The sequence below is a fragment of the Streptomyces sp. NPDC046215 genome (assembly GCF_040646215.1).
GTDB lineage: Bacteria > Actinomycetota > Actinomycetes > Streptomycetales > Streptomycetaceae > Streptomyces > Streptomyces stramineus.
The window spans coordinates 105,992-128,405 of sequence record NZ_JBEYZW010000005.1; the positions used below are offsets into that span (position 1 = coordinate 105,992).

Sequence of the window (22,414 nt, forward strand, 5' to 3'; positions counted from 1 at the left end):
GATAGGGAAGTGCTCTTTGATGGCAGCCCATGTTGCATCGTCTATCATCTGTGCCATTCCCTGGGATATTCGTTCAGCTTTTCGAGGTGCTTGTTGGGGATTGGCAGCTCCGTCAGGGGGCCGCCTTCGTATGGATATTCGAACTTCTGGAAGTGTTGGGCGTACTCGGTGGTCGGTATCCTGACCTCGATCACTCCTTCGCCGTAGTGCTTGGCATAGTTCTCCGCCAGTTCCCGATCCTTGGCGAAGTAGGCTTTGCCGTCCGCGTAGGGATCATGCGGCCCGCCGGGGAAATCCTTCTCCAGGTACCCGTTGTCGTGGTGGTACTGGCCGGTCCCCCTGCTTGGTGCTTTGTAAAGGGAGACTTCGTCGCCATTGTCGAGCGGCGGGCAGCCGGACAGCCCCAGCGGATCCGCCCAAGTAAGCGGATTATGCACATACGTCGCCGGATTCGGTGCCGGTGCCAGCCCCAGCGGGTCCGGTGTCGTGTACCGCGCCGTTTCCGGGTCGTAGTGCCGGTGGAAATTGTAGTGGAGGCCCGTTTCCGGGTCGAAGTACTGGCCCGGGAAGCGGAGTGGCGTGTAGGCCGTGCTGTTCGCCGGCCATGCCGTCTGGCCCCACAGCGTGGATCTCGCGCGCCATGCGATCTCCCCCGACTCGTCCACCAGTTCCGTCGGCGTGCCGATCAGGTCCGTGACGATGGCGAAGAACCGGCTGTCTATTTCCTTCTGCGGGGCCTCCGCCGCCGCTATGCGTTCCGTTTGTGAGAGCGGGTGCAGCCCGTCGTGGTCCCAGGTGAGCGTGACCGGGTTCGGGAACGCCGTCGACGTCGTCGTCTGTTCGATCAGTGTCGCGCCGTCCCACGTGAAGTCGACCCGCTCCACCACCTCCCCGGACGGCCCCGACAGCCGCTCCTTCGCGATCCGCCGGCCCAGCGGGTCGTACCGGTAGCGCCACCGCGTCCCGTCCGGTGTCACCACTGACGTCAGGCGGTCCTCCGCGTCCCACTCGTACCGCCAGGTGTCCGGCTTGCGGGAGAGGCGGGTCTTCTGGCGTAGCACCACGCGGCCCAGTGCGTCGTGTGCGTACCGGACGCCGCCCGCACGGGTGATCCGCGTGCCCGTGTACGTACGGGAACCCTGCGCCTCGGCGCCCGGGTGGTCCGGCGGCCATGTCGCTTCCGTCTGGTTGCCCGCCGCGTCGTACGCGTAGCGCTCGCTCCAGCCCGGCGCCTCGACCGACGTGACCCGGCCCGCCGCGTCCAGCTCGAACGTGCGGTCGTCGGCAGACGTCACGTGGCCGTCGCGGCGGTAGGTGTACGCGCGGGACTGAAATTCGCCCGACCGCCCGTCCGTCAGGGTCTGCGAGCCGAGGCGGCCCGTCGGCTCCCACGCGTGGGTCAGCGTCAGCGACTCGCCGAAGTGGCGGGCGATTTCCCGCCCTACCGCGTCGTGTTCCATCGCGAAGGTGTGCCCGGAGGCGGTCAGGGACGTGCGGCGGCCCGCCGCGTCGTACGTCCAGCGGCTGACCGCTCCCGTGGGCGTGGTCCGGCGGGTGCGGCGGCCCAGTTCGTCGTAGGCGAAGGTGAGGGTGCGGCCGTCGCACGTCTCGGACTTGGGGCGGCCGAGGCGGTCCCGGCTGTAGACGACGGTCGCGTCCGGGCCCGACGCTTCCAGGAGCCGGCCCGCCGGGTCGTACGCGTACGTGGTGGGCACCCCGTCCGCGTCCTTGCGCACCACGCGGCCCAGCACGTCGTGCTCGTACGACACCGTCCGGCCCAGCGCGTCCGTCCGGGCGACGAGCTGCCCGGCCGGGTCGTGCGCGTACGTCAGGGTCCTGCCGTCGAAGTCCGTCTCGGCCGCCAGGCGGCCGGCCGCGTCGTATGCGTAACTCCACCGCAGGCCCTGCGGGTTGGTGACGTCCGTGAGGCGGAGATCCGTGTCGTGCGTGAATTCGTACCGCACGCCGTCCGGGTCCGTTCGGGCGGTGAGCAGGTCGAAGTGCGTGTACTCGTAGGTCGTGACGCCACCGAGGGCGTCGACGTAGCGCGTGCAGTTGCCTTCGCCGTCGTACGTCCAGGTCTGTTCCGAGCCGTCCGGGTCGATGCGGCGGGCGAGCTTGCCCTCCGTCGTCCACGAGAGCCGGGTCGTGGCCCCCAGGGCGTCGATGACGGTCGTGATCCGGCCGAAGGCGTCCCGGCGGTAGGTGGTCACCGCGCCCAGCGGGTCCGTCACCTCGACCGGCAGGCCCGCCCGGTCGCAGCGGACGCGCGTGGTGCCGCCCAGGGCGTCGGTGACGGAGGCGGGGTGGCCGTGGTCGTCGTAGCCGTAGCGGGTGACGGCGCCCGTCGGGTCGGTGGCCGAGGTGCGGTTCCCGGCCGCGTCGTACGTCTGCCGCCACACCGAGCCGTCCGGGGAGGTCACCGTCTCGGGGCGGCCCTGTGCGCCGTAGGAGGCGGCGGCCACCCGTCCGTCCGGGCGGACGACGGCCGTGATCCGGCCCGCCTCGTCATAACGGAATTCCGTCCTGCGGCCCAGCGGATCCGTGCGGGACAGCAACCGGTGGTGCCGGCTCCACTCCGAGCGGGTGACCGCGCCGGACGGGTCGACCTCCGCGACCACCATCAGGTCGTCGTCGATCAGGAAGCGGCTGACGCGGCCGAGCGAGCTGGTGAGGGTGGTGACGCGCAGGCCGCTGTCCGGGTCGGCCCCGTCGTAGTCGAAGCGGGACCGCAGGTGCCCCTCGGTGCCGCCCTGGGCGACGCACCGGTGCTGGCCGTCGTAGGTGTACGAGAAGCTGCTGCCGTTGCGGTCGGTCCAGGACGTGATGCGGCCGAGCTCGTCGTAATCGAACTGGAGAGGCAGACCGGAGGAGTTGACGACACCGGTCAGGTGGCCGTCCGTGTACTCGTACCGGACCAGCTCCGCGTCCACGCCGCCCCGGCCCGCGCCCGCCAGGTGCAGGGCGGTGATCCGGCCCGCCTCGGTGGTGATGCGGAGGTGGTGACCGGCGTCGTGGATGATGCCCGTGGGGGTGCCCGTGGCGTCGTAGTCGAAGGTGATGCGGTGGCCGTTGTGGTCGGTGAGCTCGTCGAGGAGGGCGAGCCCGTCGTCGTACGGGCGGAAGCGCCAGGTCCGGCCGCCGGCCGGGTCGGTCACCGCGTAGGTGCCGTCCGCGTCGACCGTCAGCGGCCACCGGGCACCCTCCGCCGGGAGGGTCGGCACGCCGGGGGCCGGGTGGGGGTAGGACAGCAGCACCCCGTCCTCCCGGACGAGGACGACGCCCGTGGAGTCGATCTCCAGGCGCTGGTCGGCGGTGCTCGCCCAGGTGGGGCCGAACCAGCCGCCGGCCCGGTAGGAGGATTCGAACTGCCGGGTGAAGACGAGCGGCAGCGCACCCGGCAGGACGACGTCCGTCTGCGGCAGCAGCATGCGGCCGGTCGCGACGTCGACCGGGTCCTCCTTGCAGACCTTGGCCTCCTTGCCGCGCGAGACTTCCTTCGGGCCGTCGCTGACGTGGGTCCGCGCGGCGCCCCGCTCGGCCGCTCCCTGTGCTCCCTTCCCGGCCCCGCGGGCCGCCGCGCGGCCACCCGCCGAGGCCGCCGAACCGCCACCCGTGGCGAGGGCCATCGCGACGTTGCCGGCCAGGCGGCCCTTGGCCTCGGAGGGGTCCGAGCCCCAGCCGTCGCCGACGATCGCGGCGGGGATGCGGCCCGGGTGGGCGCCCAGGGACGTGAGGTTGGCCGCCGTGTCCGAGACGTGTTGCGCGTACGCGGCGGGGTGGGTGACGTTGTACGGGTCCAGCGGGTTGACGCCCCGGGCGAACCGCGCCACGTCCGTCACCGAACGGACGGCCCCGCCCGCCAGGTGGATCGCTTCGATCTGCCGGGCCTGGACGGTGTCCTTGGCGGAGCCTGCCAGCCGGTCGGAGAAGGCGGGCTTCTCGGGCGCCAGCCGGACCGCCTTGTCGATCTTCGCGCGGGCCGTCGCGGCGGCGGTGTTGCGCTGCTTGCGGGCCTCTTTGAGGATGCGCTCGGCCTCCTCGCGGTCGGCGTCCCCCGCGTCCACGGCCTGGCAGGGCCGCGACCCGGGGTCCTGCCCCGCCTTCAGCTTCGCGTCGAAGACGGCGGCTTCCTTGCGGTACGCCTCAAGCGCCTTCTTGTGTGCCTCCTTGCCGCGCTTGTAGAGCCTGACGGCCTCCTTGGCCTGGGCCTGGGCCCAGGTGACCGTGTGGGCGTACGCGGACAGGGCCGCCGCGGCCTCCTCGCAGGAGTCGGCGGCGCGCGCCCACTGGGGCGCGTGCGAGGCGAACTTCTTGGTGAACGCCTCGGACCCCTGGCCCTTCCACTGCGAGGGGTCGACCTTCTGCATGCCGGAGTGCGCGGTGTCGAACGCCGCCTGGAAGCCCTTCAGGTGCTTGGCGACGGCCTCGATGCGCTTCGCGTCGCCGTGGACCAGCTCATCGGCCTCCTCGGTCTCGCCCAGCTGCTGCTCGCCGACCGCCGCCCCGAGGTCGGAGGCGGTCCGGTCGGCCCAGTCGTCCACGGCGTCGGCCGCGCGGTGCAGGCCGAGGCCGTCGAGGGCGTCACCGCCCTTGTGACCGGCCCATTCGATGCCCTCGCCGAGCTTCTTCTGCGCGGCGTCCTTGAGGTGCTCGGCCTTCTCGCCGAGCTTGTCGAACTTGTTCAGCCAGTCCATCAGCGCTTCTTCTTCGCAATCTCCGCAGCGGCGTCCCGCGTGGCCTCGCCGAAGCCCTCGCGCTTCACGTCAGAGGCGGTCTTCTGCCAGGTCTCGGAGGCGTTGTGAGCGGCCTGCCGGAAGGAACCGGCGCTGTAGTCGGAGTCCCGCTGGAGGGGGTTGTCGGAGAGCGTCTTGCCCCAGGACTGGGCCTCGATCTCCTCCTCCGTCAGGTTCGGGTTGCCGAGTGCCGCATTGGTGACGACCTTGAAGGTGTTCGAGATGTACTGCTCGCCCTCGTGGTAGTAGCCGGCTGCCAGGCCCACGCGGTCGGCGAACTGGCTGCCGTCGTGCACCAGGGCCCGCACGCCCCACTCCCACCGGTCGCAGAACGCCTTGAAGGAGGCGGTCAGCCCCTCGTGCCCGGTCTCCAGCCCCGAGAGGGCCAGCTCGGAGAAGCCGCGCCCGGTGGCGGCGTCGCCGGGGGACCCGATCTTCTTGAGCTCCTCGATGGCTCCGTTCAGGCCCTTGGCTATGCCGTCGAGCGCGCCCTTGCCGGTCTTCAGGCTGTCCTTGCCTTCTATGCCCCCGCTCACGGCCGCCCTCCCGCAACGTCGGACACAGCCGCGTCGGACACAGCCGCGTCGACGGTCGCCGCGTCGACGGTCGCCGCGTCCGGGACGATCCCCGCCACCGGCGGGAACAGCGCGGGCCGTTCCCCGCCCACGTCCAGCGCCACGCCCGCGGGCTCGCCGACGCCCGGCACGACCACGTCCAGCAGCCGGGCCCCGAGGACGGTCAGGTACTCCGCGCCCGCACCGCCCGTGAAGCGGGCCAGCGCCGCCTCGTCCGTGAAGGCGTGGACCCACCACACGCCCCCGAACGAGACGGTCAGCAGCCCGCCCCGCTCGTCCAGCGGCACCAGCACCGCCGCGCGCCGGAACTCCCCGACCAGTGCGGCCGGGTGCGGCCGCCCCGCGTGCAGCGCAACTACCTCATCCGTCAACGACACCGCGTCCGTCCCTCCCCTTTCGGAGCAGGGTATAGAACTGACGTGCTGTCGGGAGGCGGGTCGTCAGCCGGTTTCCGCCGGGCACGTGACGTCCCGCTCCGGGCGGCTGCCCGTCGTGAGGAAGTTCGTGACGAGGCCGTCGCCGCACGCGTTGCCGTGGGCCAGGTAGGCGCCGTGGCCACCCGAGTCCACCGTGACGAGGCGGGCCCGGTCGCCGAGCGCCGCGCGCATCTTCAGGCCGCCGCGGTGCGGCGTGGCCGGGTCGCGCAGGTTCTGGACCATGAGGATGTTCGACGGGCCGCGGTCGGTGACGCGGGTCGGCTTCTCGGTGGCGCCGCCCTTCCAGAACGCGCACGGGGTGATGTTGGCGGGCATGCCCGCGGTGAGCGGGTGGCGGGCCCGGTCGGCGGCGGTGGCCCGCGCGTAGGCGGCGACCGAGCGCGGCCAGTTCACGTCGTTGCAGATCACCCCGATCGACACCGCGGCCTGGTCCTGGGTGAGGGGGGTGCCCGGCAGGACGTCGGGCACGGTCAGGGGGCCGGTGGTGTCGCGGGCGGCCACGACGAGCGCGGCGAGGCGCTCGAAGCTGCCGTCGGAGTACAGGGCCTGCTGGAGGCCCTGGCGCAGGCGGTTTCCGGTCAGCGGGAAGTGCGGGGTGCCGTCGCGCTTCTCCTGCTCGGTACGCGCGAACTCACGCGGCGCGCCGTCGAGTTGCCGTGCGAGGGCCAGGAAGGCGGGGCGGACGTCCTCGGGCCGCTCCGCCACCCGGTGCGCGGCGTCGCGCGCGGGGTCGGCGGCGTACGCGGCGAAGTCGGGGAAGCGGTCCTCCGCCGCGGCCGCCATGCCCGTCAGCCAGCCGTGCGCCACGTGGGAGGGGTCGGGGTCGGCGCTGCTGTCCAGGACCCAGCGGTCGGTGCGCTGCGGGAACTTCTGCGCGTAGACGGCGCCCACGTACGTCCCGTAGGACATGCCCCACGCCGAGAGCTTCTCCTCGCCCAGGGCCTGGCGGAAGAGGTCGATGTCGCGGGCCTCGTTGGCGGTGGTGAAGCTGCGCAGCAGGTCACCGCCGTTGCGCTCGCAGGCGGCGGCGACCCGGCGGGCTCTGGTGACGTTGCCGCCGATGTCGCCGTCCGGCGCCGGCCAGGAGCGCAGGTGGGTCATCTCGCGGTCGTCGGCGGTCAGGCCGCAGTCCGCCTTGGTGCTGCGGCCCACCCCGCGCGGGTCGATGCTGACGAGGTCGTACGAGCCGCCGGTCCGCTGTCGCAGGGTCGGGCCCTTGGCCGCGAGCCGGTCCACGCCCGAGGTGCCCGGCCCGCCCGCGATGACCAGCAGCGTGCCGCGGCGCGCCGACGGCCGGTCGCTGCGCAGCCGGGAGACGGCGAGGTCGAGCTTTCGGCCTTCGGGCTCGCGGTAGTCCATCGGCACGGAGAGGGTGGCGCACTCCAGGCCGGGGCTGTTGCCGGAGCCCTCGGTGCAGGGCTTCCAGGAGAGCGCGGGAGCGGGCGGGGCCGGGGCGGCCTGGGCGGGGGCCGTGAGGGTCGCCGCGCAGGCGGCGGCCGAGAGGGTGAGTACGAGGGCGGTGCGCGGTGAAGTTCGCATGGGATGAGGGTGGTTCACGGGGAACCGCTTGCCCATCCGGGCAGCCATTCCCCTAGGGGTGGGGGTACCTCCAGGAAACGGCCATGGCTCGCGCCCTGCCCTGGGCGGACAACTCCGCGGCGATTAGCGTGGGTTCGGACGACGGTGCTGTGACAGCGGGGGAGGGATTCAGGTGACAGGGGACTTACCCGACGGGCTCGCCGGACAGGCGCGGGCCCTGGCGGCCGGTGAGGTGAGCTCGTCGGCGCTGGTGGAGCGGGCGCTGGAGCGGATCCGGCGGACGCAGCCCGTCCTCAACGCGTTCCGCCGGGTGCGCTCGGCCGCGGCGCGGGAGGAGGCCGCGGCGGCGGACCGGCGGCTGGCCGCCGGGGAGCGGCTGCCGCTTCTGGGCGTGCCGGTGGCGGTGAAGGACGATGTGGACGTGGCGGGCGAGCCGACCGCCTTCGGGTGCGCGGGCGCTTTCCCGCCGAAGCGCGCCGACAGCGAGGCCGTGCGCAGGCTGCGGGCCGCGGGTGCGGTGATCGTCGGCAAGACGAACACCCCGGAGCTGGGGCAGTTTCCGTACACGGAGGGGCCGGCCTTCGGGGTGACGCGCAACCCGTGGAGCCCCGCGCACACCCCCGGCGGTTCGTCGGGCGGGGCCGCGGCGGCGGTCGCCGCGGGGCTGGTGGCGGCGGCGCTGGGTTCGGACGGGGCCGGGTCGATCCGGATCCCGGCCGCCTGGACGCACCTGGTGGGCATCAAGCCGCAGCGCGGCCGGATCTCGACGTGGCCGGAGCCGGAGTCCTTCCGCGGCATCACCTGCCACGGGCCGCTGGCGCGCACGGTCGCCGACGCCGCCCTGCTGCTGCACGCGGCGAGCGGCTCGCACGAGGGCGACCTGCACCGGCCGGAGCCGGTGGACGTGCTGGAGGCGGTCCGGCGGGAGCCCCGGCGGCTGCGGATCGCGCTGTCGCTGCGGCCGGCGTTCGCGCTGACCCGGCACCGGCTGGACCCGGCGGCGCGGGACGCGGCCGTGGGGATCGCCGAGCGCCTGGAGGCGCTGGGGCACGAGGTGGTCGCGGAGGAGCCGCGCTACGGGCCGATCGGGCTGACGTTCGTGCCGCGCTCCATGGCGGGGATCCGGGACTGGGTGGACCGGGTTCCGGACCGGCGGCTGCTGGACGCCCGGACGAGGGTGAACGCGCGGGGCGGGCTGCTGCTGGGCGGGGGCGTGCTGCGGGCCGCCCGGGCGGCGGAGGGGCCGCTGCGGTACCGGGTCGGGGAGATCTTCGACCGGTTCGACGTGGTCCTGACGCCGACGACGGCCGTGCCGCCGCTGCGGACCGGCGAACTGAGCGGGCTCTCCAGCCGCGACACGGACGCGGCGATGATCGCGGCGTGCCCGTACTCCTGGCCGTGGAACGTGCTGGGATGGCCGGGAATGAGCGTGCCGGCGGGATTCACGGAGGCGGGGCTTCCGCTGGGTGCGCAACTGCTGGGCCCGGCGGCCGGCGAACCGCTGCTGATCTCACTGGCGGCCCAGCTGGAGGCGGACCGACGCTGGTTCGACCACCACCCGCCGGCTTTCACGACGGCCGCGTAAACGGGGCGGGGGCCGCGGGAAGGGGCGCGGGGAACGGCGCGACGAGCCGCGACGGACCGGCAGGTGAGGCGCGCGGCTGCGGTTGGCGCGCTGAGGCGGACCGGGACCGGCCGGGGACGGGAAGCTGCCGCGCCCGAAGGGGCGCGGGGAACGGCGCGACAAGCCACGACGGACCCGCAGACGACGACGCGCCCGAAGGGGCGCGGGGAACTGCGCGCCCAGCCACGACGAACCCGCAGACGACGACGCACCAGAAGGGCCGCGCGCCCAGCCACAACGGACCCGCAGATGACACACCCGCACCCCAGCGGAGCGCTAGCGCGTCAGCAGTGCCAACACCACGATGGCCACGACCGGAGCGATCATGATCAAGGCGAGGCCGCTGGGGTTGCGGTGGTGGTACACCCAGCGGGTTCCGTACCGCTGGCGCATGAAGGCCGGCTCTTGATCACTGTCGGGTCGCATGACACCAGGCTACGGACGGGTGTTCGGAGATGCGATGTTTTTGTCGTATCTCCGGCGTGTTGTGGCGTAGCTAAGACCGTTTGCCGACCGCTTCGACATGCGAACAGCATGCGAACGGTCATACGAACAGGCGAGCCACCCCCGCAACTACGGCGCGAGAATGTCCAGTTCCGCCATGGCGCCGGCCGTGATCTCGCGGGTCAGCGCCTCCGCGCGGGCCGCGTCCCGCTCCCGTACGGCCTCGGCGACGCGCACGTGCAGGGTGACGGCGGCCGGGTCGGGGTCGGTGAACATCACCTGGTGCTCGGTGCGGCCGGTCAGGACCTCGGCGACCACGTCCCCGAGCCGGGCGAACATCTCGTTCCCCGAGGCCCGCAGGACGACGCGGTGGAAGGCGATGTCGTGGACGAGGTACCCGGCCAGCTGCTGGCCGCGCGAGGTGGCGACCATCCCCAGGGCGTGCTCGGTCAGCTCCGCGCACTGTTCGGGGGTCGCGAGCCGGGCGGCGAGGCCGGCCGCGACGGGCTCCACGGCCGACCGGAGCACGGTCAGCGAACGGAGCTGGCGCGGCCGGTCGGCGCCGGCCAGCCGCCAGCGGATGACCTGCGGGTCGTAGACGTTCCACTCCTCCGTGGGCAGGACCGTCACCCCGACCCGCCGCCGGGAGCTCACCAGGCCCATGGACTCCAGGACGCGGACCGCCTCACGGATGACGGTGCGGGAGACGTCGAAGCGCCCCTCCATCTCGTCGGTGCGCAGCACCGTGCCCGGTGGGTGCTCGCCGGCCGTGATCGCGGGCCCGAGGGACTCCAGCACGCGCGCGTGCAGCCCCTGCCCCTGGTTTTCCATGGGGTCAGCCTACGGTTTCCCGCCTCCGTGAATTAAGTATGACTTTTAAGTCACGGGGTCTTGAATACGTCGTATCAATCGGCTTGAGTGGGCGCATCGCGACGGCGCCGAGGCCGACGCCGAGGTCAACGGAGACAGCGAGGTAGCGATGCAGGCCCCCCACACCCCCCACGTCGTGGCCGTCATGGGAGTGTCCGGCACGGGCAAGACCACGGTCGGCCCCCTGGTGGCCCACGCCCTCGGCGTGCCCTACGCCGAGGGCGACGACTTCCACCCGCCGGCCAACATCGCCAAGATGGCCTCGGGCACCCCGCTGGACGACGCCGACCGCGCCCCCTGGCTGGACGCCGTCGGCACCTGGGCGCACAGCCGCGCCGGACTGGGCGGGGTGGTGAGCTGCTCGGCCCTCAAGCGCGCCTACCGCGACCGGCTGCGCGCCGCCGCGCCCGGCATCGTGTTCCTCCACCTCACCGGCGACCGCGAGCTGATCGCCGGGCGGATGGCCGCCCGCAAGGGCCACTTCATGACGGCCCGGCTCCTGGACTCGCAGTTCGCGACCCTGGAACCGCTCGGCGCGGACGAGGCGGGCGTCGCCGTGGACGTCACGCCCGGCCCCACCGCCGTCGCCGAACAGGCGACCGCCGCGCTGCGCGAGCTCTGAGCCGCACCGGAACCCGGCCGGCACCTCTGAAGACGCGCCCCTCTGAAAGACGCGCACCCGTCAAGACACGCACGCACCGCCCCCGACCTCCTTAGGAAGCCCCCGTGAGCACTCTCAGCGTCGAGATGCTGGCCGCGGCCCCCGCCCAACCGATCACTTCGGCGGGTCACGCACAGCTGGGGATAGCCGTACTCGTCGGCATCGCCACCATCGTCCTCCTCATCACCCGCCTCAAGCTGCACGCCTTTCTCGCCCTGACCATCGGCTCGCTGGTGCTCGGCGCCGCCGCCGGCGCCCCCCTGGACAAGGGCATCGCGAGCTTCACCGCCGGCCTCGGCTCCACGGTCGCCGGCGTCGGCGTGCTCATCGCGCTCGGCGCGATCCTGGGCAAGCTGCTCGCCGACTCCGGCGGCGCCGACCAGATCGTGGACACGATCCTCGCCAAGGCGGGCACCCGGGCCATGCCGTGGGCGATGGTGCTGATCGCGGGCATCATCGGGCTGCCGCTGTTCTTCGAGGTCGGGATCGTCCTGCTGATCCCCGTGGTGCTGCTGGTGGCCAAGCGCGGCAACCACTCGCTGATGCGCATCGGGATCCCGGCGCTGGCCGGGCTGTCTGTCATGCACGGCCTGGTGCCGCCGCACCCCGGCCCGCTGGCCGCCATCGACGCCATCCACGCCGACCTCGGGGTGACGCTCGCCCTCGGCGTGCTCGTCGCCGTGCCGACGGCCGTGATCGCCGGGCCGCTGTTCTCCAAGGTCGCCGCCCGGTGGGTGGACATCGCCCCGCCGGAGAAGCTGATCCCGCAGCGGCCCTCGGAGGAGCTTCAGCGGCGCCCGAGCTTCGCCGTCACCGTGGGCACGGTGATGCTGCCGGTGATCCTGATGCTCGCCAAGGCGCTCGTCGACGTCGTCGTGGACGACCCCCGCAACCACGTCCAGCGGGTCACCGACGTGGTCGGCTCCCCGCTGATCGCCCTGCTCGCGGCCGTGCTCGTGGGCCTGGTCACCCTCGGCCGGGCCGCCGGCTTCGGCCGCGACCGGCTGGCCGCCACCGTGGAGAAGTCCCTGGTGCCGATCGCCGGCATCCTGCTGATCGTCGGCGCGGGCGGTGGCTTCAAGCAGACCCTGATCGACGTGGGCGTCGGCCGGATGATCCTGGACATCTCCGCGGACTGGTCGGTCTCCGCGCTGCTCCTGGCCTGGCTGATCGCCGTCGGCATCCGGCTGGCGACGGGCTCGGCGACGGTCGCCACCATCTCCGCCGCCGGGCTCGTCGCCCCGCTCGCCGCCGACATGAGCAGCTCCCACACGGCACTCCTCGTCCTGGCCGTCGGCGCGGGCTCGCTGTTCTTCAGCCACGTCAACGACGCCGGGTTCTGGATGGTCAAGGAGTACTTCGGGATGAACGTCGGTCAGACGGTCAAGACGTGGTCGCTGATGGAGACGATCATCTCGGTGGTCTCCCTCGGCTTCGTCCTGCTGCTCTCGCTCGTCCTGTGACCGCTCGTCCTGTGACCGCTCAGCCTGTGACCGCCTGTCCTGCGACCGCTCGGCCCGACACGGCCTCCAGGTAGGCGCCGACGTCCGCCGGGTCGTCCGTCGCCAGGCCCACGTAGCCGTCCGGGCGGATAAGGAACAGCCCCGAGCCGTACGCGGCCTTGATGTGCCCGTCGGGATCCGTCAGCTCCGACAACTCCGTCAGCTCCGGCGCCCCGGCCGGGCCGGCCGGGGCGCCGCCCACCCGGTACGCCCGCACCCACCCCGCCTCCGGCAGGGACAGGGGTGCGGGCGTACCCGTGAGGTCCAGCAGGGTGAAGTGCGGGCCGCGGAAGACATCGAAGAGGCGGACGGCCGCGCCCGAGGTGTCCACGCAGGGCGCGTCGGGCGCCCGGTCACCCGCGCGCAGGGCGTCCTCGGGCAGAGCGCCGCGCCGCTCCCGGGCCAGCGGGCTCTCCCGGTAGTTGACCCCGAGCTGGAGCGTCTCGCGGCCGCGCAGGGACAGGCCCCGGTGCGAGGCGCGGTCCTCCACGTGCGTGCGGGAGGCCAGCCCCAGCACGTCGGCGGCGACCCGCACCCGCTCGGCGTCGTAGGTGTCGAGCAGGGCGGCGGGCGCGCCGTGCCGCAGCACCGCGCCCAGCTTCCAGCCGAGGTTGTACCCGTCCTGGACGCTGGTGTTCAGCCCCTGGCCGCCCGCCGGCGGGTGGACGTGCGCCGCGTCCCCCGCCAGGAAGACCCGGCCCGCGCGGAAGCGCTCGGCCATGGCGGCCCGCGCCCGGTAGACCGAGGACCAGCGGACCTCGGTGACCCGCAGCCCCGGCCACCCGGTGCGGCGGACGAGCAGCTCCGTCAGCGCTCCGGGGGTGGCGTCCCGCTCGGTGGTCGGCTCGTACGCGGCGTCCTCGAACCTGACGGCGAGCTGGAACGCCTCCGTGCCCTCCAGCGGCCGCAGGGCGACCAGCCCGGCTTCCGCGTCGGGCCACATGTGCCAGTGGTCGCGGTCGAGGCCGTCCAGCACGACGTCCGCCACCAGCGCCGGGAGCGGGTCGGCGGGGCCGCCGGTGAACGGCACGCCGAGGGCCCGGCGGACGGTGCTGCGCCCGCCGTCGGCGGCGACGAGGTAAGCCGCCCGGACGGTCTCGGTGGCGCCGTCGGCGTGTTGCAGGGTGGCGGTGACGCCGTCCGCGTCCTGGGTGAAGTCCGTCAGAGCGGTCCGGAAGCCGACCTCGCCGCCGAGCTCCACGAGGCGCTCGTGGAGCAGCTCCACCGTGCGGTACTGAGGCACCATCAGCAGGTCGGGGCAGGGCACGGCGGGCGAGGGCTCGGCCGGGGTGACGAGGTCCCACACCCGGCCGCGCGTGGTGCCCTGCCACGTCTGCATCCGCTGGCAGGGGCCCCCGGCGGCCCGCAGCGCGGGGAGCACGCCCAGGTCGTCCAGGAGCTCCTGGGTGCGGGGCTGGATGCCGGCGCCGCGCGAGCCGGGGAAGCCCTCGGGGGAACGCTCGAAGAGGCGGTGGCGGATGCCGCGCCGGGCCAGGTCGACGGCGAGTACGAGACCGGTGGGGCCCGCGCCCGCGATCAGAACCTCGGTGTCCATGGAGACCGTCCTTAACGTTGTTAAGTTCGCTGTGCCCCCAGCGTGTACTGAACACCGTTAAGCTGTCAACGTGGCTACTCGCATCGACCGCGCCCTGGTGGCGGACACCGCACTGCGCCTGCTGAACGACGTGGGCCTCGAAGGGCTCACGCTGCGCAGGATCGCCAAGGAGCTGAACGTCCAGGCCCCCGCCCTGTACTGGCACTTCAAGAACAAGCAGGAGCTGCTGGACGAGATGGCCACGGAGATGTTCCGGCGCATGGCGCCGGACATGGCGGCCGTGGCGGACACGGCGGGGATCTCCTGGCAGGAGTACATGCGGCGGACCGCCCACGTGGTGCGGCGCGGCATGCTCGGCTACCGCGACGGCGCGAAGGTCTTCAGCGGCACGCGCTTCACCGACACCTCCTACGGCGGCGTGGTGGAGGACATGCTGCGCGTCTGCGTGGCGGCGGGCTTCACCGCGCGCGGCGCCGCCCGCGGCTGGTTCACCGTGAACACCTACACGATGGGCTACGTCATCGAGGAGCAGTCGGTGTACCCGGTGCCGGGGGAGCGGGACCCCGCCTACGACCGGGCGCTGCGGGAACTGCGCCTGGGCAGCACCCCGCTCGCCGCCCGGGCGGGGGACGAGTTCTTCGGCGACCTCGACGCCGGCTTCGAGGACGGGCTGCGCGCCGTCGTCGCCGGCGTCGAGGCCACGCTGCTACCGGGTGCGGACCGCCGTCAGTGACCGGCGCAGCAGGGGCGTAAGACGCCGCTCCACGTAGCGGTGCAGCAGCCAGGCCAGGCCCAGCATCAGCGCGATCGTCAGCGGGAACGTGACGGCGGCGGGGATGCCCAGCCCCCGGTGCAGCCCCCCGATCACCACCCAGCCCAGGTGCTCGTGCACCAGGTAGAAGGGGTAGGTCAGCGCCCCGGCGACGGTCAGCCACCGCCAGTTCGCCCGGCGTGCCTTGCCCAGCGCGATCGCCGCGACGGCGGCGTACCCGGCGGCGACGACGGCGATGATGACGTACGGGGAGCGGTAGGAGAAGTACTGCGGGCCCGGCGGGTGCCACAGCCCCGCCACCGCGTAGTGCTGGCCCACCAGGAAGCTCACCGCCACGATGCCCCAGGACAGCGCGTCGTGGCCGAAGCGGTGCACCAGGTACAGGCCGATGCCGCCGATGAAGTACGAGGAGTACTCGGGCATCACCACGACGCGCAGCACCTCCACGTGCGAGGCGGTCGTCACCACCGTCGCCAGGGTCCACACCGCGCAGAAGAGCACCACCCGGCGGCGGGTGGCGCCCGGCAGGACGACGAACAGCGCGAAGAGCGCGTAGAACCGCAGCTCCGCCCAGAGCGTCCAGCACACCCCGAGCACCCTCCGGGCGCCGATCGGCTGCTGGAGCATGGTGAGGTTGACGAGGGTGTCGCTGGGCGAGACGGTCTTGTACGCCACCCACGGCAGCGCGAACGCCAGCGTGACGAGCACGATGGCCGCCCAGTACGCGGGGTAGAGGCGGGCGACGCGGGAGGCGAAGAAGGAGCGCAAGGGCCGCCCCCAGCCGCTCATGCAGATCACGAAGCCGCTGATGACGAAGAAGATCTCCACGCCCAGGCAGCCGTAGGCGAACACCTCCGACAGGGTGGGGAATTCGCGCCGCGGTGACGCCCCCCACGCCCGGCTGACGTCACCGCCCCGCCCGCCGTAGTGGTACAGCGCGACCATCAGCGCCGCGACCAGCCGCAGCCCGTCGAGCGCCCGCAGGCGCCCCGGGCCCTGCTCCTGAAGGGGCTGCTTCTGAAGGGGCTTGGTGGCCGCCGGGGCTGTGCGGACGCCGGGCAGCGGCGGCGCCGTCACGCCGACACCGTGCTCTTCGCGGGTTTCGCGGGTTTCGCCGGCTTGGTCGCCCTGAGCGCCTTCCGGGCCAGCCGCCGCTGTACCGCCCGCGCCCGGCGGGCCACCTTGCGCACCGTCGGGTTGCGCGGCAGGAAGGCCAGCTGGGAGGGGACGGCGCCGGGCAGGGCCAGGGCGGTGAGGCGGCGGCGCTTGAAGTAGCGGCGGGTCCGGGCGTCGAGGTGGGCCGCGAGGTAGCGCTCGGCCGCCTCGCGCAGCGCCGGGTAGATCTGCGGCTGCATCGCGAAGCCGACGGCGGCCAGCAGGCCGGTGAGCTCCCCGCCCGCCGGCGGGGCCGCCGCGGAGCCCTCCGGGGCCTCCAGGTCGGGCAGGAGCGCGTCCACGAGCGTGACGGGGACGCGGTTGCTGTTCTGGTACGGGGTGAGCCGCTCCAGCAGCAGGTCCGTGCCGGTCCGGGCGACCGGCAGCCCGTAGAGGGCGCGCGCGGTCAGGAGCGCGGTGGAGTAGCAGCCGGCCACGAGCGCGGGCCGGGCCCGCTGGTACACCACTTCGGCCAGCATCGGCGTGTCCAGGACGGTGAGTTCGACGCCGAGTCGCTCCGCCTCGTCCTCCAGCATCCGCGACCAGCGCGCCGGCGCGGAGGGGTGCGGCTTGAAGACCACCGCGCGGTGGCCGCGCCCGGCGGCGCCGCGCAGCATCCGCAGGTGCAGCCGCTCCTCCTCCTCGGGGGTGAGGATGTCGAGCGCGGACAGGTACTGGCCGAGCAGCAGCGCGGCACCCGCGGGCGCCTCGATCTCGGGAGCCGCGGCGGCGAGTTCGCCGAGCACCGCGGTGAACGCCTCCGTCGGCACGAGCTCCGCTTCGACCCCGAACTCCGTCAGCAGCAGCGGCACGAGCCCCGGCACCAGGTCCAGGTGGAGCAGGCGGCGGACCCGGGTGCCGACGAGCGGGTCGAGCTTGTTGCGCGTCGGCCCGTAACTCATCAGCCCGTCGGCGTAGACATCCAGCGGCGCGTCGGGAAAGCACAGGGCGAGCGCGTGGGCCGGGCTGACCTGGAGGGACTCCACGACAAGCTCCACGTCGTCGGACCCCAGCCCCCACAGCAGCCTCAAATGCCGCTCCCACAGCGGCGCGTCGTCCGGGCGCGGCGACCAGCCGGAGGGGTGGAAGGGGCTGATCGTCTCGTTCCAGGACAGCACCCCGTCGAACCGCTCCCGCAGCAGCTCGAAGCCGGGCGCGGCGTCGAGGGACGGGGTGGTCTCGGGGACCGCGGCGCTGTTGGCGACGAGCAGCAGCCTGCGGCCGGCGGGGGAGAAGCACCCGGCGTCCAGCGCGGCGGCGAGCGTCGCGGCCCCGTACAGCGTCGACGCCAAAAAGATCTGGGTGCGCGGGCGGCCGGGCATCACAGCGCACCGCCCACGGGGCGCGGGGCGGCGGGCCGGCGGCGGAGCCTGCGCAGCCGGGCCGCGCGGTCGTAGTCCATGGAATGCAGTGCGTCCTTGACGAGGTCCGGTGGCATCCGCCGCAGAGCGGACGCGCTCATCGACCGCAGCGCCCGGGCCACGTCGGGTTCGAATCGTTCGAGGGAACCTAGATGGTGGGAAATGATTGCGCAATAGGTGCGGACGGCTTTCGGGAGCAGCCGGTCCGCGTCCGGGTCTTTCGCCGTCTCTTCGATGACCTGATCGAATGCGCGCAGGAAATCCAGCTGCCGCACATCGCCGATCTGGGTGAGCGACGTCGGCACTCCGCGCCGGTAGAAGACGCCGAGCAGGCCGGCGACGGCGAAGGTCCGCGCCTCGCGGTGCAGCCGCCAGATCCACGGCCGGTCCTCGGCGGTGCGCAGGCCGGGCGTGAAGTGCAGCAGGCCCTCCTCCAGCAGCCGCCGGTGGTAGACGCCCGCCCACGCGAAGGGGTAGTCGACGGAGGTCGAGCGGTCGGCGGGGAGGATGGCGGCGCGCGGGTCGAGCACCACCCCGCGCCGGCCGTGCGGCACCCGCTGGACGGTCCGGGCCCGGCCGGTGCACTGCACGTGGTCGGTGCGGACGAAATCGACCGCCAGCTCCTCGATCACGGCCACGAGCCGCTCGAAGTGGCCGGGCGCCAGCCAGTCGTCGCCGTCGAGGAAGGTGAGGTACTCGCCTCGGGCCGCGTCCAGCCCGGTGTTGCGGGCGGTGGCGAGGCCGCCGTTCACCTCGTGGCGGACGAGCACGGCGCCGGGCACCTCGCGCTCGGCGCGGTCCAGCAGCTCCGGCGTACCGTCGCTCGAACAGTCGTCCACGAGAATGATTTCGAAATCTTCACGGGCATTCGCACACAGACTTCTCAGTGTGTCCGGCGCATACGTCTGCACATTGAAGAACGGCACGATAACGGAGAGCTTGACCACCTCGGTGACATTAGGCGGCCCCCCGGCATTCGTCTTGACGCCGGGCGGGCGCGAAGGTGAACGAAGCACGGCGGAATGATGAACCCGGCACGCTGCCGGGCCGATTCCCCGATCGTCGGTGTGCTGTTTACCGGTTGTTGCACTCGCGTTGGGCAACGAAACCGAATGGATTCCTATCGTCGGCGACGTGCCATCACGTACCGAGAAACCGCTGCGCGTCGCCGTGCTCGCCGACTCCGACACCCGGTGGAAATGGGGCGCGCTCACCGCGCACCGCCTCGCCCCCGGAGCCCGGCTCGACGGCTGCCTGCTGCGCGGGCGGGCCACGCCGACGGGCCGGCAGCTCGCCGAGGTCGGGGTGCGCGCGGAGACGCTGCGCGAGGTCACGATGACGGAGTTCGTCCGCACGGCCGACCGGAGCCGCTACGACGTCGTCGTCCTGGCCTGCGTCGGCGGAGCGGTCCAGGCCGCGCTGCACGGGCTGGCCCACGCCTGGGGAACCGGCCCCGCCCGCCCGGTCGTCGTCACCGGCTACGTCGGCGTCGTCTACGAGAAGCTGGCCGACGGGCTGCTGCTGCGCCACGGTGCGGACGTCGTCCTCGCCAACTCCCCCGACGATGCACACCGGTTCCGCGCGGTGTACGAGGGCGTGGGGGCCCCTGCGGACAGTGTGGCGGAGTGGGCCCTGCCGTTCCTGGCGGACACAAGCGACGCCGGCGACAAGGTGATCGACGCCGAGGGAGCCCGACTCGGCCCGTTCACCGTGGTGTTCGCCGCCCAGCCCTCCGTACCCGAGCGCCGCGCCGACCGCGCCTACCTCCTGCGCCGCGCCGCCGCCCACGCCCGGCTGCACCCCGGCCGCGAGGTCCTGATCAAGCTCCGCAGCAAGCCCGGCGAGCACACCACCCACATCGAGGAACACCCCTACCAGAAGCTCGCCGCGAAGCTCCCGGGCGGCCTGCCGCCCAACTGCCGCCTGGTGTACGGGCACATGGGCGACGTCCTCGACCGCACCGACCTCCTCGTCACCGTCAGCTCCACCGCCGCCCTGGAGGCCCTCCACCGGGCGATCCCCACCGCCGTCCTCACCGACCTCGGCATCCGCGAGGGCCTCGGCAACCACCACTTCCTCGGCTCCGGCTGTCTCGCCTCCTGGGACCGGCTCGACGCCGGCCACCTGCCCGTGCCCGACCCCGGCTGGACCGCCCGGCAGGGCGTCGCCACCGACGGCCCCTACGCCCACGGCACGGCCTTCGACGCGGCCCGCCGCCGCGTCGCCGCCCTCGCCGCCCGCCCCGGCCTCCCGCCGCTCGCCCCCTACTACACGGCACGGACCGCCCCCGGCTACCTCCCCGGCATCCTCGCCCGCCACGGCCTCGACCCCGAGGGCCGCCCCCTCCCCGGCCGCGCCGGCGCACCCGCCGAGGCCGGCGCCCTGCGCCGCGCCGTGCGCGAGGCCGCGCGCGGCGCCTACCGCCACGGCGTCCAGCGCGTCGCCCCCGTCATCCGCCGCCTGGGGGAGCTGTGAGCACCGGCGCCCGGCCGCCGGCGCTCACCGGCCCCCACGAAGGAGCCAGCATGCCCGCCCGCCCCCCGGCCGTCCTGGCCGTCATCCCCGCCCGCGGCGGCTCGAAGGGCGTCCCCGCCAAGAACCTCGCCGAGGTCGGCGGCGTCCCCCTCGTCGCCCGAGCGGTCCGCGCGTGCCGGGCCGCCCGCCTGGTCACCGACGTCGTCGTCTCCACCGACGACCCCGCGATCGCGGCGACGGCCCGCGGCGCGGGAGCGGTGGTCGTCCACCGCCCCCCGGCCATCGCGGGCGACACCGCGACGAGTGAGGCCGCGGTGCTGCACGCGCTGGACGCCTTCGAGGCGATGAGCGGCACCCCGGTGGGCACCGTGCTCCTCGTGCAGTGCACCAGCCCCTTCCTCACCGGCGGGGACATCGACGCCGTGGCCGCGGCCGTCGCCGAGGACGGCGCGGACAGTGCGCTGACGGTGGCTCCCTTCCACGGCTTCGTGTGGCGCGCGGGCGAACCCGACGGTGCGTTGCCGGGTGAGTCCTGGCGCGGGGGCGAGCCTGCCGCCGCCCTGCCGGGTGCGCGAGGGCGCGAGGACGCCGAGTCGCTGCCGCTGGGCCGTCCGGCGGAGAGCGGGGCCGCTGCCCCGGCGTGCGCCCCGCGGCGTGCGGGGGATCGGGCCGCAGTCGAATTGCCGCCGCCGGCCCGCGTTGCGGAGGGGTGGACGGGCCTTCGCGAGGGCGGCTCCGTCGGAGCCGAGTCGCTGCCGTCGGCTCGTCCGGCGGAGGGTCGGGCGCCCCGAGGCGAGTTCGCCCCGGCCGAAGGCGAGCCGTCGGCGGCTCGTTTGGCGGAGAGCGGGGCCGCTGCCCCGGCCGACGCCCCGCGCGCAGGGGGCCGCGCAGCGCAGGGCGGCGGCACGGCCCCGGCCGGCGCCCCCCGGCGCGAGGCGGGCCGGGCGGCCCACCAGGCCACGGCGCCCCCCGCCGGAGGCCACGGCGTCAACCACGACCGCTCCCACCGCCCCCGCCGCCAGGACCGCCCCCAGGACCTCCTGGAGACCGGCGCCGCCTACGCCATGCGCGCCGACGGCTTCCGCGCCGCCCGCCACCGCTTCTTCGGCCGCACCGAGCTCGTGCGCACCGACGCCGCCCGCGTGCTGGAGATCGACGATCCGCACGACCTCGCCCGGGCCCGCGCCCTCGCCCCCCTGCTCGACCCCGCCGCCGACCCCGCCCGCCCCCCGGGCGCCCTCCCCGACCGCGGCGCGATCGACGCCGTCGTCATGGACTTCGACGGCACCCAGACCGACGACCGGGTGCTCATCGACGCGGACGGCAGGGAGCTCGTCGCCGTCCACCGCGGCGACGGGCTCGGCATCGCCGCCCTGCGTGACGCGGGCCTCGCCCTGCTCATCCTCTCCACCGAGACCAACCCCGTCGTCGCCGCCCGCGGCCGCAAGCTCCGGGTGCCCGTCCTGCACGGCGTCGACCAGAAGGACCGGGCGCTCAAACAGTGGTGCGACGAGAACGGCATCGCGCCCGACCGCGTGCTCTACGTCGGCAACGACGTCAACGACCTGTCCTGCTTCGGCCTCGTCGGCTGGCCCGTCGCGGTCGCCACCGCCCACCGAGCCGTCCGCGACGCGGCCCGGGCCGTCACCACGGCCCCCGGCGGCAGCGGCGCCCTCCGGGAGATCGCCTCCTGGATCCTCGGCCCGACCCTGGCCCGCTGAGCCCTCCCCCTGCACCCCAGCCCGTCCCTCCCGAACCGAAGGAACCACCCCACATGAGCCTCGCCCTGCGCACCCGGCCCCTCGGCACCAGGACCGCCGGCCCCGGCCACCCCGTCTACATCACCGGCGAGATCGGCATCAACCACAACGGTGACCTCGACAAGGCCCTCGCCCTCATCGACGCCGCCGCCGACGCCGGCTGCGACGCCGTCAAGTTCCAGAAGCGCACCCCCGAGATCTGCACCCCCCGCGACCAGTGGGACGTCGAGCGCGACACGCCGTGGGGCCGGATGACCTACATCGCCTACCGCCACCGGGTGGAATTCGGCGAGGCGGAGTACCGCAGCATCGACGAGCACTGCCGCACCCGCGGCATCGCCTGGTTCGCCTCGCCGTGGGACACCGAGGCCGTCGCCTTCCTGGAGAAGTTCGACGTCCCCGCCCACAAGGTCGCCTCCGCCTCCCTCACCGACGACGAGCTGCTGCGGGCCCTGCGCGCCACCGGCCGCACCGTCATCCTCTCCACCGGCATGTCGACGCCCCAGCAGATCCGCCACGCCGTCGAGGTCCTGGGCAGCGAGAACATCCTGCTCTGCCACGCCACCTCCACCTACCCCGCCAAGGCCGCCGAGCTCAACCTCCGGATGATCCACACCCTCCAGGCCGAGTACCCCAACGTCCCCATCGGCTACTCCGGCCACGAGACGGGCCTGCAGACCACCCTGGCCGCCGTCGCCCTCGGCGCCACCTTCGTCGAGCGGCACATCACCCTCGACCGGGCCATGTGGGGCTCCGACCAGGCCGCCTCCGTCGAGCCGGGCGGCCTCCAGCGGCTCGTGCGCGACATCCGCGTCGTCGAGGAGTCGCTCGGCGACGGGGTGAAGAAGGTCTACGAGAGCGAGCTCGGCCCGATGAAGAAGCTGCGCCGGGTCCCGGGCGTCGTCGCCCAGGCCGGCGCCCGCGAACCCGTCACGGTCTGACGGCACC

At 73.7% G+C, this 22,414-nt stretch carries 17 protein-coding genes; 7 read left to right on the forward strand and 10 right to left on the reverse strand.

What is annotated here, in order from left to right; all coding sequences use genetic code 11:
- Positions 1–44 precede the first annotated feature (44 nt).
- The 4 genes from ABZ951_RS03710 to ABZ951_RS03725 form a co-directional block, all read right to left on the reverse strand.
- The gene (locus ABZ951_RS03710) at positions 45–4,697 is read right to left on the reverse strand and encodes a putative T7SS-secreted protein (RefSeq protein WP_344090600.1); all 4,653 of its coding nucleotides are present in this window, start codon (positions 4,695–4,697) and stop codon (positions 45–47) included.
- Entirely contained in the window at positions 4,697–5,272 is a 576-nt protein-coding gene (locus tag ABZ951_RS03715) for a hypothetical protein (RefSeq protein WP_344090602.1), read from the reverse strand. Before ABZ951_RS03715 ends, ABZ951_RS03710 begins: the two co-directional genes overlap by 1 nt.
- Positions 5,269–5,688, reverse strand: a complete 420-nt coding sequence (locus tag ABZ951_RS03720) for an SseB family protein (protein ID WP_344090604.1) — start codon at positions 5,686–5,688, stop codon at positions 5,269–5,271. The genes ABZ951_RS03715 and ABZ951_RS03720 overlap by 4 nt, the downstream gene beginning before the upstream one ends.
- Positions 5,689–5,751: 63 nt before the next feature.
- The gene (locus ABZ951_RS03725) at positions 5,752–7,287 is read right to left on the reverse strand and encodes an alpha/beta hydrolase (RefSeq protein WP_344090606.1); all 1,536 of its coding nucleotides are present in this window, start codon (positions 7,285–7,287) and stop codon (positions 5,752–5,754) included.
- 172 nt (positions 7,288–7,459) lie between these two features.
- On the opposite strand from ABZ951_RS03725, the gene ABZ951_RS03730 reads away from it, so the two are divergent.
- A complete protein-coding gene (locus ABZ951_RS03730) occupies positions 7,460–8,872 on the forward strand; it encodes an amidase (protein ID WP_344090608.1) in 1,413 nt (470 codons plus the stop codon).
- 315 nt (positions 8,873–9,187) lie between these two features.
- On the opposite strand, the gene ABZ951_RS03735 is transcribed toward ABZ951_RS03730, so the two are convergent.
- Entirely contained in the window at positions 9,188–9,337 is a 150-nt protein-coding gene (locus ABZ951_RS03735) for a hypothetical protein (RefSeq protein WP_344090610.1), read from the reverse strand.
- A gap of 147 nt (positions 9,338–9,484) precedes the next feature.
- Positions 9,485–10,186 (reverse strand): FCD domain-containing protein, encoded by a 702-nt coding sequence (locus ABZ951_RS03740; protein WP_344090612.1) that lies wholly within the window; start codon positions 10,184–10,186, stop codon positions 9,485–9,487.
- Positions 10,187–10,334: 148 nt separating this feature from the next.
- Between ABZ951_RS03740 and ABZ951_RS03745 the strand changes: the two genes are divergently transcribed.
- Positions 10,335–10,847, forward strand: coding sequence for a gluconokinase (locus ABZ951_RS03745; protein WP_344090614.1), 513 nt, complete (start codon positions 10,335–10,337; stop codon positions 10,845–10,847).
- Between the two features lie 104 nt (positions 10,848–10,951).
- Positions 10,952–12,349, forward strand: coding sequence for a gluconate:H+ symporter (locus ABZ951_RS03750; protein ID WP_344090616.1), 1,398 nt, complete (start codon positions 10,952–10,954; stop codon positions 12,347–12,349).
- Between the two features lie 19 nt (positions 12,350–12,368).
- On the opposite strand, the gene ABZ951_RS03755 is transcribed toward ABZ951_RS03750, so the two are convergent.
- Positions 12,369–13,943 carry an FAD-dependent monooxygenase gene (locus ABZ951_RS03755; protein WP_361278805.1) on the reverse strand — a complete coding sequence of 525 codons (1,575 nt, stop codon included), beginning with the start codon at positions 13,941–13,943 and terminating at the stop codon, positions 12,369–12,371.
- Positions 13,944–14,013: 70 nt separating this feature from the next.
- Between ABZ951_RS03755 and ABZ951_RS03760 the strand changes: the two genes are divergently transcribed.
- Positions 14,014–14,676, forward strand: coding sequence for a TetR/AcrR family transcriptional regulator C-terminal domain-containing protein (locus ABZ951_RS03760; RefSeq protein WP_344090622.1), 663 nt, complete (start codon positions 14,014–14,016; stop codon positions 14,674–14,676).
- Here ABZ951_RS03760 and ABZ951_RS03765 read toward each other — a convergent pair.
- The 3 genes from ABZ951_RS03765 to ABZ951_RS03775 form a co-directional block, all read right to left on the reverse strand.
- The gene (locus tag ABZ951_RS03765) at positions 14,650–15,699 is read right to left on the reverse strand and encodes an acyltransferase (RefSeq protein WP_344090636.1); all 1,050 of its coding nucleotides are present in this window, start codon (positions 15,697–15,699) and stop codon (positions 14,650–14,652) included. The two genes, ABZ951_RS03760 and ABZ951_RS03765, sit on opposite strands and share 27 nt — an antisense overlap.
- Positions 15,700–15,788: 89 nt before the next feature.
- The gene (locus ABZ951_RS03770; protein WP_344090625.1) at positions 15,789–17,192 is read right to left on the reverse strand and encodes a polysialyltransferase family glycosyltransferase; all 1,404 of its coding nucleotides are present in this window, start codon (positions 17,190–17,192) and stop codon (positions 15,789–15,791) included.
- Positions 17,192–18,178: a glycosyltransferase family 2 protein gene (locus ABZ951_RS03775; RefSeq protein WP_344090638.1), complete on the reverse strand. Its 987-nt coding sequence runs from the start codon at positions 18,176–18,178 to the stop codon at positions 17,192–17,194. Before ABZ951_RS03775 ends, ABZ951_RS03770 begins: the two co-directional genes overlap by 1 nt.
- A 187-nt stretch (positions 18,179–18,365) precedes the next feature.
- On the opposite strand from ABZ951_RS03775, the gene ABZ951_RS03780 reads away from it, so the two are divergent.
- The 3 genes from ABZ951_RS03780 to ABZ951_RS03790 are packed head-to-tail and all read left to right on the forward strand — an operon-like array spanning position 18,366 to position 22,407.
- Positions 18,366–19,706, forward strand: coding sequence for a DUF6716 putative glycosyltransferase (locus ABZ951_RS03780; RefSeq protein WP_361278808.1), 1,341 nt, complete (start codon positions 18,366–18,368; stop codon positions 19,704–19,706).
- A gap of 50 nt (positions 19,707–19,756) precedes the next feature.
- Entirely contained in the window at positions 19,757–21,427 is a 1,671-nt protein-coding gene (locus tag ABZ951_RS03785; RefSeq protein ID WP_361278811.1) for an NTP transferase domain-containing protein, read from the forward strand.
- A 53-nt stretch (positions 21,428–21,480) separates the two neighbouring features.
- Positions 21,481–22,407 (forward strand): N-acetylneuraminate synthase family protein, encoded by a 927-nt coding sequence (locus ABZ951_RS03790; RefSeq protein WP_344088962.1) that lies wholly within the window; start codon positions 21,481–21,483, stop codon positions 22,405–22,407.
- The last annotated feature ends 7 nt before the right edge of the window (positions 22,408–22,414 follow it).

What these genes read in the sequence shown, in the direction of transcription:
- ABZ951_RS03710 (WP_344090600.1), bottom strand. Translation starts at nt 4,697, where the DNA reads ATGGACTGGCTGAACAAGTTCGACAAGCTCGGCGAGAAGGCCGAGCAC.
- ABZ951_RS03745 (WP_344090614.1), top strand. Translation starts at nt 10,335, where the DNA reads ATGCAGGCCCCCCACACCCCCCACGTCGTGGCCGTCATGGGAGTGTCC.
- ABZ951_RS03740 (WP_344090612.1), bottom strand. Translation starts at nt 10,186, where the DNA reads ATGGAAAACCAGGGGCAGGGGCTGCACGCGCGCGTGCTGGAGTCCCTC.
- ABZ951_RS03770 (WP_344090625.1), bottom strand. Translation starts at nt 17,192, where the DNA reads ATGCCCGGCCGCCCGCGCACCCAGATCTTTTTGGCGTCGACGCTGTAC.
- ABZ951_RS03785 (WP_361278811.1), top strand. Translation starts at nt 19,757, where the DNA reads ATGCCCGCCCGCCCCCCGGCCGTCCTGGCCGTCATCCCCGCCCGCGGC.
- ABZ951_RS03725 (WP_344090606.1), bottom strand. Translation starts at nt 7,287, where the DNA reads ATGCGAACTTCACCGCGCACCGCCCTCGTACTCACCCTCTCGGCCGCC.
- ABZ951_RS03735 (WP_344090610.1), bottom strand. Translation starts at nt 9,337, where the DNA reads ATGCGACCCGACAGTGATCAAGAGCCGGCCTTCATGCGCCAGCGGTAC.
- ABZ951_RS03755 (WP_361278805.1), bottom strand. Translation starts at nt 13,943, where the DNA reads ATGGACACCGAGGTTCTGATCGCGGGCGCGGGCCCCACCGGTCTCGTA.
- ABZ951_RS03790 (WP_344088962.1), top strand. Translation starts at nt 21,481, where the DNA reads ATGAGCCTCGCCCTGCGCACCCGGCCCCTCGGCACCAGGACCGCCGGC.